14 protein-coding genes are annotated in these 12939 nt (G+C 68.9%); 8 read left to right on the top strand and 6 right to left on the bottom strand.

What is annotated here, in order from left to right:
* The first annotated feature begins 61 nt into the window (after window positions 1-61).
* Entirely contained in the window at window positions 62-979 is a 918-nt protein-coding gene (locus HLK59_RS50815) for a hypothetical protein (protein WP_240982245.1), read from the top strand.
* 88 nt (window positions 980-1067) lie between these two features.
* Here HLK59_RS50815 and HLK59_RS06475 read toward each other — a convergent pair whose 3' ends face one another.
* Both HLK59_RS06475 and HLK59_RS06470 read right to left on the bottom strand, forming a co-directional pair.
* Window positions 1068-1646 (bottom strand): hypothetical protein, encoded by a 579-nt coding sequence (locus HLK59_RS06475; RefSeq protein ID WP_171140270.1) that lies wholly within the window; start codon window positions 1644-1646, stop codon window positions 1068-1070.
* Between the two features lie 327 nt (window positions 1647-1973).
* Window positions 1974-2714, bottom strand: a complete 741-nt coding sequence (locus HLK59_RS06470) for a class I SAM-dependent methyltransferase (protein ID WP_171140269.1) — start codon at window positions 2712-2714, stop codon at window positions 1974-1976.
* Window positions 2715-3203: 489 nt separating this feature from the next.
* Between HLK59_RS06470 and HLK59_RS51895 the strand changes: the two genes are divergently transcribed.
* Complete coding sequence (locus HLK59_RS51895) at window positions 3204-3605, top strand: Pycsar system effector family protein (protein ID WP_171140268.1); 402 nt, start codon at window positions 3204-3206, stop codon at window positions 3603-3605.
* Between the two features lie 20 nt (window positions 3606-3625).
* Here HLK59_RS51895 and HLK59_RS06460 read toward each other — a convergent pair whose 3' ends face one another.
* The 3 genes from HLK59_RS06460 to HLK59_RS06450 all read right to left on the bottom strand — a co-directional run bounded on the left by HLK59_RS06460 (window position 3626) and on the right by HLK59_RS06450 (window position 5484).
* On the bottom strand, window positions 3626-4078 hold the full coding sequence (locus HLK59_RS06460) for a hypothetical protein (protein WP_171140267.1): 453 nt from the start codon (window positions 4076-4078) through the stop codon (window positions 3626-3628).
* A 210-nt stretch (window positions 4079-4288) separates the two neighbouring features.
* Entirely contained in the window at window positions 4289-4675 is a 387-nt protein-coding gene (locus HLK59_RS06455) for a hypothetical protein (protein ID WP_171140266.1), read from the bottom strand.
* 20 nt (window positions 4676-4695) lie between these two features.
* The gene (locus tag HLK59_RS06450) at window positions 4696-5484 is read right to left on the bottom strand and encodes an FHA domain-containing protein (RefSeq protein ID WP_171140265.1); all 789 of its coding nucleotides are present in this window, start codon (window positions 5482-5484) and stop codon (window positions 4696-4698) included.
* Between the two features lie 216 nt (window positions 5485-5700).
* On the opposite strand from HLK59_RS06450, the gene HLK59_RS06445 reads away from it, so the two are divergent.
* The gene (locus HLK59_RS06445; protein WP_171140264.1) at window positions 5701-6237 is read left to right on the top strand and encodes a hypothetical protein; all 537 of its coding nucleotides are present in this window, start codon (window positions 5701-5703) and stop codon (window positions 6235-6237) included.
* 68 nt (window positions 6238-6305) lie between these two features.
* On the opposite strand, the gene HLK59_RS06440 is transcribed toward HLK59_RS06445, so the two are convergent.
* The gene (locus HLK59_RS06440) at window positions 6306-6701 is read right to left on the bottom strand and encodes a GNAT family N-acetyltransferase (RefSeq protein WP_171140263.1); all 396 of its coding nucleotides are present in this window, start codon (window positions 6699-6701) and stop codon (window positions 6306-6308) included.
* 348 nt (window positions 6702-7049) lie between these two features.
* Here HLK59_RS06440 and HLK59_RS06435 point away from each other — a divergent pair, with 348 nt between their 5' ends.
* The 5 genes from HLK59_RS06435 to gap all read left to right on the top strand — a co-directional run bounded on the left by HLK59_RS06435 (window position 7050) and on the right by gap (window position 12925).
* Window positions 7050-8306: a sulfite oxidase gene (locus HLK59_RS06435; RefSeq protein WP_171140262.1), complete on the top strand. Its 1257-nt coding sequence runs from the start codon at window positions 7050-7052 to the stop codon at window positions 8304-8306.
* A gap of 137 nt (window positions 8307-8443) precedes the next feature.
* On the top strand, window positions 8444-8863 hold the full coding sequence (locus HLK59_RS06430) for a S24 family peptidase (RefSeq protein ID WP_171140261.1): 420 nt from the start codon (window positions 8444-8446) through the stop codon (window positions 8861-8863).
* A gap of 128 nt (window positions 8864-8991) precedes the next feature.
* Window positions 8992-10671, top strand: coding sequence for an acyltransferase (locus HLK59_RS06425; RefSeq protein WP_171140260.1), 1680 nt, complete (start codon window positions 8992-8994; stop codon window positions 10669-10671).
* A gap of 114 nt (window positions 10672-10785) precedes the next feature.
* Window positions 10786-11742, top strand: coding sequence for a helix-turn-helix domain-containing protein (locus HLK59_RS06420; protein ID WP_171140259.1), 957 nt, complete (start codon window positions 10786-10788; stop codon window positions 11740-11742).
* A 184-nt stretch (window positions 11743-11926) separates the two neighbouring features.
* Window positions 11927-12925: a type I glyceraldehyde-3-phosphate dehydrogenase gene (gene gap / locus HLK59_RS06415; protein ID WP_171140258.1), complete on the top strand. Its 999-nt coding sequence runs from the start codon at window positions 11927-11929 to the stop codon at window positions 12923-12925.
* Window positions 12926-12939: the final 14 nt, after the last annotated feature.

Genomic DNA, 12939 nt, shown 5'->3' with positions numbered 1-12939 from the left:
CCCGCCCGTGGACCCTTGGACGCGTGGATGAAGGACCCTTGAGACCCTTGAGGAGAGAGCCATGCCGACAGGCATCGACGAACGGACGCTGAGCGACTGGTGCCTGGCGCACCTGGGATGCGCAGTCGCCGAGCGCACCTTCACGACGGGGAACCTGTCGGCGGTACACGGCCTGCGACTGGCGGACGGCCGAGAGGTGGTCCTGAAGATCCGCGACGACGATCCGCGGCTGGAAGCCTGTACGTGGGTGCAACGCCGGATGTGGCAGGCCGGCTTCCCCTGCCCGGAGCCGTTGACCGGTCCGCTGCCGCTGGGCGGGAAGGCCGTCGGCGCCGAGGCCGCCCTGCCAGGCGGTGCGGAGCCCGAACTCGCGGACGCTCCCCGGCTGTTCGCCGGTCTGCTGGCCGACTTCGTGACCTGCGCGGAGACCCTGGACCCGCAGCCGCCGCTACGGCCCGCCCCCGCATGGGTCCACTGGTACCACGAGGAGGACGGCGTCTGGCCGGTCCCGGACGACCGGGACGTCGACCTCAACGCCGAGCGGTGCTCTGCCACGGCGTGGGTCGACGAGCTCGGCGCGGCCGTGCGAGAGCGGCTGGAGGAACTCCGCGACGCCGCCTGCGTCATCGGACACGGGGACTGGGACGGACGCAATGTGAAGTTCCGTGACGGCCGGCCGCTCGCGGTGCATGACTGGGACAGCGTGGTCTACGAGCCCGAAGTGGTGATCATCGGCCAGGCCGCCGCGATGTTCGAGGGCGGTCCCACCGGCGCGGGAGCCTCGGTCGAACGGACGGCGGCCTTTCTGGAGGAGTACCAGATCGCGCGCGGCCGAGCGCTGAGCGCCAACGAGGTGCAGCTGTGCTGGGCGGCGGGCCTGTGGGTGCGGGCCTTCAACGCCAAGAAGTTCCACCTCGACAACTTCGACGCACTGGGACGCGACGAGGCCGGGACGCGGACGGAGCATGCCGGGATCTGACGCGACGAACACCCGTTTCCTACGGGACGGGAGACGGCGGCGGAGCACGGTTCGCCGTCCACACCCACCCGTGACGGGTCGGGGCGGGTCAGCGCATCCGCGGATTGAGCGCGACCAGGCGCTCCCGGAAGCCGGGGTCGGGCCGGTTGGGCTCCTGCTCGCCGGTGGCCGGGTCGAGGTACCCCCAATCGCCCCGCCGTCCCACCCCGCACACCATCAACGTCAGTGTCCGGCCCGGCACCTGAATGTGCGTCACCTCGTGAAAGGCGCTGAGGGGCATGTGGTTCGTCCCGCTGGCCTCGTGCACCTGCGTCTCGGCGACGACCTGGCCGTCGACCAACTCGTAGCGCTCCTCGGTGTATCCGCCCGAGAGGATGTGCCCGGTGAACTCCCACGGATGGTTGTGGGGCTGCGGCTTCGCACCGTCGCGCAGGTCGGGCGCCATCCACAGATTCACCTTGACCGTGCGGTCCTCCTCCCGCCGCAGCACCAACTCGGCCTTGTAGCCGAGGCCGTCGGCGTCGGGCACGAGCAGCCAACGGTCCTCGGAGGTGAAGTCCTCCCAGCTGAGCGACTCGCCCGGCGTGAACTGCGCGAGCCCATCGACGGCGGCGCCGAACAGCTCTTCGTCCACGACCAAGCCCGGCACGACCTGAACAGTCCGCATGCTTTCTCCCCGCGTAGACACCTTGGCCACGCTCCGGCTGCCCGGTGTGGTGGGCGGGCGGCCGGACGCGCGGCTGCTGGGCGTGTGGTGCTTCACCGCAGGATATCCGCCTTACTGCTACGAGTGTTCGAGCAGCGTCATCGAGGCGAACAGCGGGGCGGTGGTGGCTGTCCAGCGGTGACGTCCCGTTGGACGGGAGCGGCGCGCTGAAGGTGTCGTAGACGTCCTACGACTAAGCCCGGCCGTACTGGGACCCCGAGGCGCCGTTCCGTTTCGGCGACGCCGGGACATCAAGTACGCCATTCCCGAGCCCGAGATCAGCGGAGCCTACGGTTTGTGGGTGACCCAGAGCAGTTCCGCCGGCCAGCGGTGGGCCCAGTCGGGTGGGTCGGTTTCGTTGTAGCCGTTGGGTGTTCCGAGGTCGGGCCGCGGCTCGATGAGGTCGTCGATGACGAGACCCGCGCCGCGCAGGACCTTGACCCAGCCGCCGTAGGTGAGTTGATAGCTGGTCGCGCCGTCGTCCTCGGCGACGGTGTCGAGCCCGAAGTAGTCCTGCCGCAACGTCGTGGTCACGCGGCTGGCGGCTTCGTCGTAACAGGCTTCGAACCATGGGCTGGCGACGTTGAACACCAGGCGCCCGCCTCGGGCCAAGACGCGCGCGGCCTGCGGGACGGCCAGGTGCGGGGGCGCCCAGCTGAGCCCGCCGAAGTCGCAGAACACCAGGTCGAAGCTGTCGGCGGCGAAGGGGAGTTGCTCGGCGGCACCCTGCACCAGCGGGTAGCGGGCCGCTCCCATCGCGCGGGCCGCTGCGGCGAGTTGGGCTTCGGACAGGTCAAGCCCGACCACGGTGGCGCCCTCGGCGGCGAGCGCCCTGGACCACTGGCCGGCGCCGCACCCAAGTTCGAGGACGCGCTTGCCGGTGACGTCGCCCAAGGCGCGCAGGTGCGCGTCGGGGACGGAATACATGCCCCACAGCCGGGGTGCGGCGCCGATCTGCGGGTCATGCTCGTGCTGATAGGCACTGCTGATCTGATTCCAGAGCCGCCGATTGGCGGGGATGCTGTCCACGCGCCGACTCCAGCACCGCCTGCCGGAGGCGGTCAACACGATTAGGACACCGGCCGCCCCTCGCCTGGGGGCGCTGATCACGGCGACGTACTTGCCCTCACGCCGGGTGTGGCACCACATATGCCACACCCGACGCACCGGTACCGACGGATCGTCACCAGCGGGGTGCTCGGTCGCCAGCACAGCGGCTCGTGCGCCGACTCCCGCGTGCGGGTGTCCCGGAGTCTTCCAGTACACCCCGCAGCGTCCGCACCAGCCGACCACGACCAGCCGGCGCTGCTTGTCGGCGGTTGTGGGAGCGGGATGGCGGGCAGCGTTTTTCTGACGTGCACGAGCCGCCAGAACCTCGGAGGTCCTTGGCATGGTCGCTGAAGGGCACACGTCAGAGGATGATGATCCTTCTCGTCTCTCGAATGGGACTGAGGTCAACACGGAGTATGTCCGGCTCGTCTACGAGCGATCGATCGATTGGTACAAGGTCGCCGAAAGGTGTCAGGTATCGAAACTTGGTTCTTCTATTCCGTCTCTACAGGTGCCTTACTGGGAGCTGTTTCATGCGCGGCGGCTTTCCTGTGGTCGCGGCACGGCAAGAACTATAGAGGGAACTTTGCCCGCTTCCATGTGGACCCCGGCCGCCCCGAAACCTACAAGCCCGAAGTCCTCTGGTACTTCGGGGATCTCGCCCATCTGGACATGGACGCGGCTGCCGAACTGATCGGTCAAGCTGACGCGAGGTTCGAGGTGACGGCACTCTCGTACAACGTGGTTCACCTGTCCCGGGTGGTGTTCCGTAAGCACCGATTCATCAACGCTGGTTGGGCTCTTACCGCCTTGGCCGTCAGCTCGCTCATTCTCGGCGGGGTCAGCGTCTTCGTACGGGCTCAAGTCTGAGTGGTTCAGGGGACAGGCGGTCATGCGTTTCCGCCCCGGGGATAGGGGGCGTAGATGGTGGAGGGCTCTGGTGGTAGGGGTCGGTCCGGGTGGAACTGAGGTAGATCGTAGGTGGGTATCAGGAAGCTGCTGTAACTGGCCGGGGCCGGGCTTTCTGCCCAGAACAGTCCGCCGGCGATTACGTGGCTGTTGCTGCCGGGTTCGGATTCCAGAATGAATGCGCGCCAGTCATGCCAAGGGCGCTCATCGGCAGCCCGTAGTTGTTCCTCCTCCGGCCCTGTGGCGAGGCGAATCGTCAGGGACTGGTAGTGGTCACGGATCGAGAGTGCGCCGACATCCGTGAACAGGATTTCCAACGTGGTCGGCAGCTCCGCATCGGAGTCCGGCTCGCTGCGAAACAGCACCTGACTGTGCCCAATGATGTAAGTGAAGAGCCGGAGCGGCCGTTCGAAGGTAACCGGCAGGTCGACCAATTCGGTCCGTCGGCCCGACACAACAGCCCTCCACGGTTGCACCCGCTGACACCACGGCCCACGGATCTCTGCCACGGGCACGGGAAGGGGCCTCACTCTACCCGCCCCGTCTTGAACGCGGCGGCATCCGGGAGCCCGCGTCGGTGATGTCCGGTGAGGGCCCTCGTTCTCGCCAGCGCAAGGTCGACGTCTGCGGTACTTCCCGGACGGCTAGCGTGCGATCGCGTGAAGGACGGAATCGCCGATCGGGCCCAACCAGCCCGCGAATGAGGACAGTGCGCCGGCGAGTGCCCCGCCGGCCGTGACGACAGCACCTGCCGTGGTCACGAGGCTGACGATCTGGACCAAGCGCTGGGCCATGGTGGTTCGATCCGGTGAGGGGGAGTCGAGTTCGGCACGGAGGGAAGCGACTTCACCGTTCACCTGCCTCGCGACATGGGGCGCGAGGCCAAGGCGGTCGAGTTCCGAGCTCAGCAGACCGAGCATGGCGCGCGGGTCCGTAGCCGTGGTGAATTCACCGTGCTGGCCACCGTGGATGGTCTGGTTGCCGGCGACGTTGTTGATGTTGCCCTGTTGGCTGCCGATGTTGAAGGTCACTGGGGATCCTCTCGCGTGCGTCAGTAGCGGCGTGCGGCCGCGTCGAACGAGCGTTGGCGGGACGCGGCGACGATGTGCAGCACCAGCCCGACCACCAGCAGGACCATGCCGACGAGGGCAGCCGCCCAGCCGAGAAGGAACACCGGAATGCCGTTGATACTCGTTCCGAGCATGTCTCCCGGCTCAGGCCACTCATTGGGATCGTCGGGTATGGGCTCACCGATGCGGCCCATGAACCGCAGAACGCCATAGGCGAAGACAGCGAAGCCGCTCAGGAACAGCACGAACCCGAACAGGACGATCCTGCGAGCTCTCGTGCGAGCCGCAGCGATCTGCCGGAGAAAGCTCTCCTGTCTTTGGTCGATGTACTGGTGTCCACCGACATTGTTGATGTTCGCACCGTGCTGCTGACCCACATTGAATCGGGGAGCACGGTTCACAGCCGGCATCAGAATCGTCCCCTGAACAACCTCACGCCTCCGCGGAGCACTTCCGGCCCATTCGTATCGGATGGTCACGCTCCCGAACGTGAGCACATCACCGTCGCACAGTGTCTGTGGAGCGTGAATTGGACGGTTGTTCACGAGGGTGCCGTTGGCGGAACCGAGGTCTTCCAAGACCACGTTCGCTCCCGAACGACTCAGCGTGGCGTGTCGGCCGCTCACATACGGATCGTCTATCCGTATGTCACAGCCGGGATCTCGGCCCAGAACCGATCGGGCGCCAGACAGCCGGAGCGGGGAGCCATGCAGATGCGCCGGCTGGATGAATGTGAGCTGGGGATCGGAGCGACCGGGATAACTCGCCATGATCCCACCCCCGTTGGGACTGGACGGAATGGGTAAAATCTTAGCCGCGCCGGTTTATCCGTGACCCGCGCAGAACGTCACATTCCCCACCACAATGTGCCGTGCCGCATCGGAGGCTTGAGATCTTCCTTCGGGGCGTTCGTCGGACCGTCCCCTCCTCGCTGGGTTACCTTACTGACACGCTGAGTTGCCCCCGGTGGGCCGAGGAGGAATCCTGTGTCATCGCCCTGCGATCCCCAGTACGCTCCCGCCGGCGATGTGGGCGCAGCGCTCATGATGGTCGATTCCCGGCTGAAGGCCATGTATGGAGACGGAGCCGATACCGATCCCGTTCAGCGGCAGTTGACCGAGCAGTTCACCGCGTCACTGGCTCCCGAGGACGCCGATGACCTGGTGGACGGCGCCTGCACGCTCATCTACATGTTCATGCGCTGGCTGCGGCTGGCCTACGAGGACCACGACAGGGACGTCATCGAGTACGTGGTGCCCGGCCTCGTGGCCTCGTTGCGCATGATGCCCAAGAGCATCCGCCCCGAGGTCATCCCCACCATGGCCGGCCTGGTCGTCGCGGCGGGCACCGGGCTGAGCCCCAGCCTGTGGCGCAAGCAGTACGGGGATTGGACGAGGGACGAGATGAACTCCCTGGAAGCGACCGCCCTGTTGCTCGCGGAGCACATCAACCGGCTCACGGACAACCGCGACTTCGCCGCCCGCATGATCGCCGAAGCCCTGTCCCGCGCGACCGAGGACTGACGCACGTCCTCTTCGCGAGGCGGCGGGAAGCACAGGGTCACAGGATTGCTGGATTACAGGGGACAGGGTCACAGTGCGATCAGTCCCGCCGCCGTCGCTCTGAAGCCACAGGCGGAGAAGTAGAACGACCGCAGGTGTTCCTCGAAGTCGACATGCAGCCACTCACACCCCGCAGCACGGCTTCCCTCAACGGCCGCTTCGATCAGCGCGGCTCCCACCCCTTGCGAACGACTGCGGTGAGCCACGACCGTGTCCAGGACGAACGCGTGGACTCCGCCGTCCCAGGCGACGTTGACGAAGCCGACCAGACGATCCCTGTCCCGCGCGCAGACCCAGCCGAGGCTGTGCGCGTGAAGCCGGGCGCGCCAGTCCGTCTGCCCGACCGGACAGCCGAACCCTTCGGCATGCAGCTCGTTGAGAGCCGCGTTGTCCAGGTCGCCTCGCCACTCGTACGTGATCGTCATGGGCCGAACCTAGTGGCCATCAGGAACGGGCCTGGTTTTTCCGCACCTTTGCATCTGTCGCACGGCTCGCCCTTCCTCGTACGATGACCCACATGATCCCCAGCCGACGCAGCCCCGCCGTCCAGCGGTCCCGCGTACTCGCCTCGCGCGGCTGTTGTTGATCTTCCCCGCTTGACTTCCTCGTTTGGCTTCCCTGCCTGACTTCCCCGCTTGACTCCCCGGCCGCACAAGCCGGTCGGTATCTCGCGAACCCCTGCGCACTTCGCCTCTTCCGCCGCTGTGCGGTGCTTCGTCGCACCCCGCTGCCGCCCCGAGCTCTTGGCCGCTTCCGTGAAAGGGCAGACACTCATGCGTCGTACCGACGAATCCGCCTATGACCGTCGCAGACTCCGGCAGTGGCTGGCCGGCGAGGCCCGTGCGGACGGGGTCTCACGGCGCGACATGCTCCGCCTGCTGGCCGCGGCGGGCGGCGCCCTCGCCGTGCCCGTGGGTCTCGACACCCCCGCATCGGCGGCGGTTTCGGCGGGGATCGTGAAGCCGCTTCCCGACGAGTGGTTCACGGTGCGTGGCACGAACGCCGAGACCCGCTTCGACGCGCTGGGGGACACCGGCTATCACACCCCGGTGGACCGCTTCTTCGTCCGTAACCACACCTCCACCCCTGTCATCGACGCCACCGACTGGACTCTCACCGTGCACGGGGACGGGCTGGTTCACGGCGGGAGCGTGGAGTTCACCCTCGACGACCTCAAGAAGCTGCCCGCGGTGAGTCGTTCGGTGTTCGTGGAGTGCGCGGGCAACGGACGCAGCTTCTTCAGCACCCAGCAGGGACAGACCGTCACCGGAACCGCCTGGACGCTGGGAGCGATCGGCACGGCCCGGTGGCGTGGCGTGAGGCTGGCCGACGTCCTCAAGCGCGCGGGGCTCGGCCGTGCCGCCGTGGACGTGTTGCCGCGCGGCCTGGACCCCGACTACGTGACCGCCGACGGCACCAACCTCGGCCGGGTCCGCCGCCCCCTGCCGCTCTCCAAAGCACTGGACGACGTGCTGCTGGCGTACGAGATGAACGGCGAGCCACTGCCGTACGACCACGGCCATCCCGTGCGTGTTCTCGTGCCCTCCTGGATCGGTATCGCGTCGATCAAGTGGGTCGGCGACATCGAGGTGTCGGCCCAGCCCCTGTACTCGCCCTGGAACACCGACTTCTACCGGCTGTTCGGGGCGTCCTACCCGTCGGGCGGCAGCGCTCCGCTGACCCGCCAGACGGTCAAGAGCGCCTGGGAACTCGCCTGGGGCGCGAGTCTGGACGCCGGCCACGCGCACCGGCTGACAGGCCGTTCCTGGTCCGGGGCCGGCGGCATCGTGCGCGTGGACGTCAGCACGGACGGCGGGCAGCGCTGGCGCCGGGCCCGGCTGCACGATGCCGCGCACCGCGACGGCTGGGTCCGCTGGTCCACCGACTGGCGGCCGCCGGCACCGGGCGCGTACAGCCTGCTCGCTCGCGCCACGGACAGCGCCGGCCGTACCCAGCCGGACACGACCGTGCCGAACACGCAGGGCTATCTCTTCGACGCGGTGGTCCGGCACCCGGTGCAGGCGGTGTGAGGCACCGGCCACAGCGGCTGATGGGCGCCCCGATCACGGTGCATGCCGTGGACGCCCGGTCACCGTTACCCTCTCGCGGTCGCGGTACGGGAAGTAATTCGGTGGGGTGAGGCACGGGAATCTGCCACGCTCGTCGGATGGGTGCGTTGGATGCAGTGGCAGGCAGGGTCGCCGGCGGGGCCACCGTGGCGTTCCGGCCCAGTGGCTCCTCGATGGTGCCGCTGATACGCAGTCGCCAGCAGGTGGTCGTCGCTCCGGTCGACGCGTCGAAGGTGGAGGTCGGGGACATCGTCCTCGCCCGTGTCGCCGGGACGGTCTACTTGCATCTGGTGTCGTCGGTGGACCCTGCCAGGAAGCGGGTGCAGATCAGCAACAACCGGGGTCGCGTCAACGGCTGGACCAGCCATGAACGTGTCTTCGGCATCTGCGTGGCGGTCGACGGCGTCACCCGGTCAGGAGCCCTGGGCAAGACTACGGCGGCCGACAAGACAACGGCGGCCGACAAGACAACGGAGCCCGACAAGACGACGGCGGCCGACTCGCACGGCTCCTCCTGAACCCGGCGGCGACGAACGTGCCGCGACGCCGTATTCCTTGGGGCGTCGACGTCGATCATGCTGAAACGCGCAGCACCCGACCCGCCGCCCGCGCCCCCAGCGAACTCGACACCACGGGAAAGAGCCCCATGACGGACTCGAACGCCGCCACCGCGCCCGCCCTGTTCGACTACTCGCCCTGGCTCTACTGGACCCAGGCCACCGACGACGACCGTGCCCGGCAGCACGACTTCCAGCAGACGCTGGGCGAGGCGGGCGCCGAGTACAGCATCGGTGAGGACTGCTACGTCTCCCCGCTGGCCGCCGTCCAGAACGAGCACCTGCGGCTCGGACCCCGCAGCTACATCGCGGCCGGCGCCTATCTGACCGGCACTCTGCGCACCGGCCGGGACTGCACCGTGAACCCCTACACCGTGGTCCGCGGCACCATCGAACTCGGCGATGCCGTACGCATCGGAGCGCACACCTCCGTGCTCGCCTTCAACCACGGATACGAGGACCCCGACACCGAGGTGTTCCGCCAGCCGCTGACCTCCCAGGGCATCCGGATCGGCCACGACGTATGGATCGGCTCCCACGTCGTCCTGCTCGACGGCATCACCGTCGCGGACGGCGCCGTCATCGCCGCCGGCAGCGTGGTGACCAAGGACGTCCCGGCCAAGGCCGTCGTGGGCGGCAACCCCGCCCGCGTCCTGCGCCTGCGCGGCTCGACGCCCCGCACAGCCCACAAGACGGACCTGGCCGGCGCGGTCTCCGCGTTCGCCGACACCGCCCGCGCCCAGGCCGAGGACGTCATCGCCCGCTGCTTCGTGCCCGGTGCCGACGGCGGACTGTTCGCCGACACACCCGGCGGCCCGCCCACCGTGCGCGCCCAGTGCGACGCAGTGGAGATCGCCGACCTGCTCCTCGGACGCGCCCCGCTCCCACTGTCCCCGGACGAGCAGATCGCGAGGCTGCGCTCCTGGCAGGACCCCCACAGCGGAGTCGTCGGCGCACTCGGCGAGGACGGCCGTCAACTCCCCGTAGCCGCAATCCCCTTCAGCGAGGAGACCGGCTACCACTTCCTCTGCGTCGGCTACGCCCTCGACCTGCTGGGCAGCCGGTTCGCGCACCCCCTGCACAGCGTCGCCGCGCTGAGCGCCGGTGACGTCGTCGAGCACCTGGAGGCCCTGCCCTGGCGGGAGGACCCCTGGCACAGCGGCGACTGGGTCGACACCCTCGGTACCGCCGTCATGTGGAACCGCCGCCAGGGAGTCCGCGAACAGTCCGGCGCGCTCGACGCCCTGTTCGGATGGCTGCTCACCCGCATCGACCCGCACTCGGGCCTGTGGGGTGAACCCAGTGCCACCGACGGCATGATGCGGGTCGTCAACGGCTTCTACCGCGCCAGCCGCGGCACGTTCGCCCAGTACGGACTGCCCGTGCCCCACCCCGAGCGGACCATCGACTCCGTGCTCCGGCACGCCCGCGACCCTCGCTACACCCGCCGCGACAGACAGACGGCCTGCAACATCCTGGACATCGCCCATCCGCTGTGGCTGACCCACCACACCGGCTACCGCGGGGACGAAGTCGTCGCCCTGGCACGGCAGTTGCTGGCCGACGCGCTCGCACACTGGGTGGACGGCGAAGGGTTCGCCTTCCGCGCCCCGCACCCCACCACCGCGGGCGACCGGCACACCCGACCCGGCCTCCAGGGCACCGAGATGTGGCTCGCCATCATCTGGTACCTCGCCGACCTCGCCGGTGTCTCCGACGCGCTCGGCTACCGACCGCGCGGCATCCACCGGCCCGAACCGGCGCCCTGAGAGAACTCCCGGCCACCTGGCCACCCAGCCCCCGACCCACCGGAGCCGGTCGCCCTCGTCTGCCCGGTCCACTCGATGGCACGTCGACCGCCCGCCCCACGTAACCTCGTGCCCGTGCCAGCCTCCCGCCTCCATCGCGTCGCCGTCCTCGTACTCGAAGGCGCGAAACCGCTCGATGTCGGAATTCCCGCGCAGGTCTTCACGACCCGCGCGAGCATGCCGTACGAGGTGCGGGTGTGCGGGGCGACGCCCGGTCTCGTGACCGGCGGCGACGGCCTGTCGTACCACGTCGGGCACGGCCTCGACGCACTTGAGTGGGCCGACATCGTCTTCGTCCCCGGCTACCGGTTCCCGGACCGCGACGACCCGCCGCAGGGCGTCGTCGACGCCCTGATCGCCGCCCACGCCCGGGGCGCGCGGCTCGCCGCCATCTCGACGGGCGCCTTCGCGCTCGCCGCGACGGGCCTGCTCGACGGCAGACGCGCCACCACGCACTGGCACTACACGCGGGCCCTGGTGGCCAGGCATCCGCTCGTCCAGGTCGACGAGAACGTGCTGTTCGTCGACGAGGGCAGCGTGCTCACCTCGGCCGGCGCCGCCTCCGGCATCGACCTGTGCCTGCACATCCTGCGCGGCGACCTCGGAGTGGCCGCGTCCAACCACGCGGCCCGTCGACTGGTCGCGGCCCCCTACCGCAGCGGCGGCCAGGCCCAGTACGTGCCGCGCAGCGTCCCCGAGCCGCTCGGCGAGCGCTTCGGCACCACCCGGGAGTGGGCGCTGCACCGGCTCGGCGAGCCCCTCACCCTCGACGTACTGGCACGGGAGGCCGGGGTCTCGGCGCGCACGTTCTCCCGGCGCTTCGTGGAGGAGACCGGCTACACGCCGATGCAGTGGGTGATGCGCGCCCGCATCGACCTGTCCCGTGAACTGCTGGAGCGGTCGGAGCGGAGCGTCGAACAGATCGCCACCGACGTCGGGCTCGGTACCGGCGCGAACCTGCGTCTGCACTTCCAGCGCATCCTCGGCACCACACCTAGCGAGTACCGGCGCACCTTCACTCGGGGCGTGTAGTCCCGTCCGGCACGGTAGGACGGGATCGACCGCGTAGGACCGGATCGACCGCGTAGGACGGGATCGACCGCGTACGGCGGGATCGATGGTGTATGGCGGGATCCTTTTGAACCATGGCGATCTCGCCACTGTCCGCGGCAGGCACCGCGAGCGAGTCTGGTGGCGAAGGGAAGGGACCCCACTCATGACTCGCATCGCCATCAACGGATTCGGCCGCATCGGACGCAATGTGCTGCGCGCACTGCTCGAACGCGACAGCGCCCTGGAGATCGTCGCCGTCAACGACCTCACGGAGCCCGCCACGCTCGCCCGGCTGCTCGCCTACGACAGCACCGCAGGGCGGCTCGGCCGACCGGTGACCGTCGACGGGGACGCCCTCGTCGTCGACGGCCGCCGCATCAGGGTGACGGCCGAACGCGACCCGGCACAGCTGCCGTGGGCCGAACTCGGTGTCGACATCGTCCTGGAAGCCACCGGCCGCTTCACCTCGGCCAAGGCCGCCCGCGCCCACCTCGACGCCGGCGCGAAGAAGGTGCTCGTCAGCGCGCCGTCGGACGGCGCCGACATCACGCTCGCGTTCGGGGTCAACACCGACTCCTACGACCCGGACCTGCACACGATCGTCTCGAACGCCTCCTGCACCACCAACGCCCTCGCGCCGCTGGCCAAGGTCCTCGACGACCTCGCCGGTATCGAGCACGGGTTCATGACGACGGTGCACGCCTATACACAGGAGCAGAACCTCCAGGACGGTCCGCACCGCGACGCCCGTCGCGCCCGGGCCGCCGGCGTCAACATCGTCCCCACCACGACCGGCGCCGCCAAGGCGATCGGCCTGGTGCTGCCGAACCTCGAAGGCAAGCTGTCGGGCGACTCGATCCGCGTACCGGTGCCGGTGGGCTCGATCGTCGAACTCAACACGACCGTCGCCCGCGACGTGACCCTCGACGACGTGCTGGCGGCGTACCGTGCCGCGGTGCAGGGGCCGCTCGCCGGTGTCCTCGAGTACTCGGAGGACCCGCTCGTGTCGTCCGACATCGTGGGTAACCCGGCCTCGTCGATCTTCGACTCGGCCCTCACCCGTGTCGACGGCCGCCACGTCAAGGTGGTCGCCTGGTACGACAACGAGTGGGGCTTCTCCAACCGCGTGATCGACACGCTCGAACTCCTCGCTTCCAGCTGACCGGAGGCCGGGGC

The organism is Streptomyces sp. S3(2020) (genome assembly GCF_013044505.1).
GTDB lineage: Bacteria > Actinomycetota > Actinomycetes > Streptomycetales > Streptomycetaceae > Streptomyces.
Note: the sequence above shows the minus strand (reverse complement) of the source record. Positions and strands in the feature narration are given on the sequence as shown.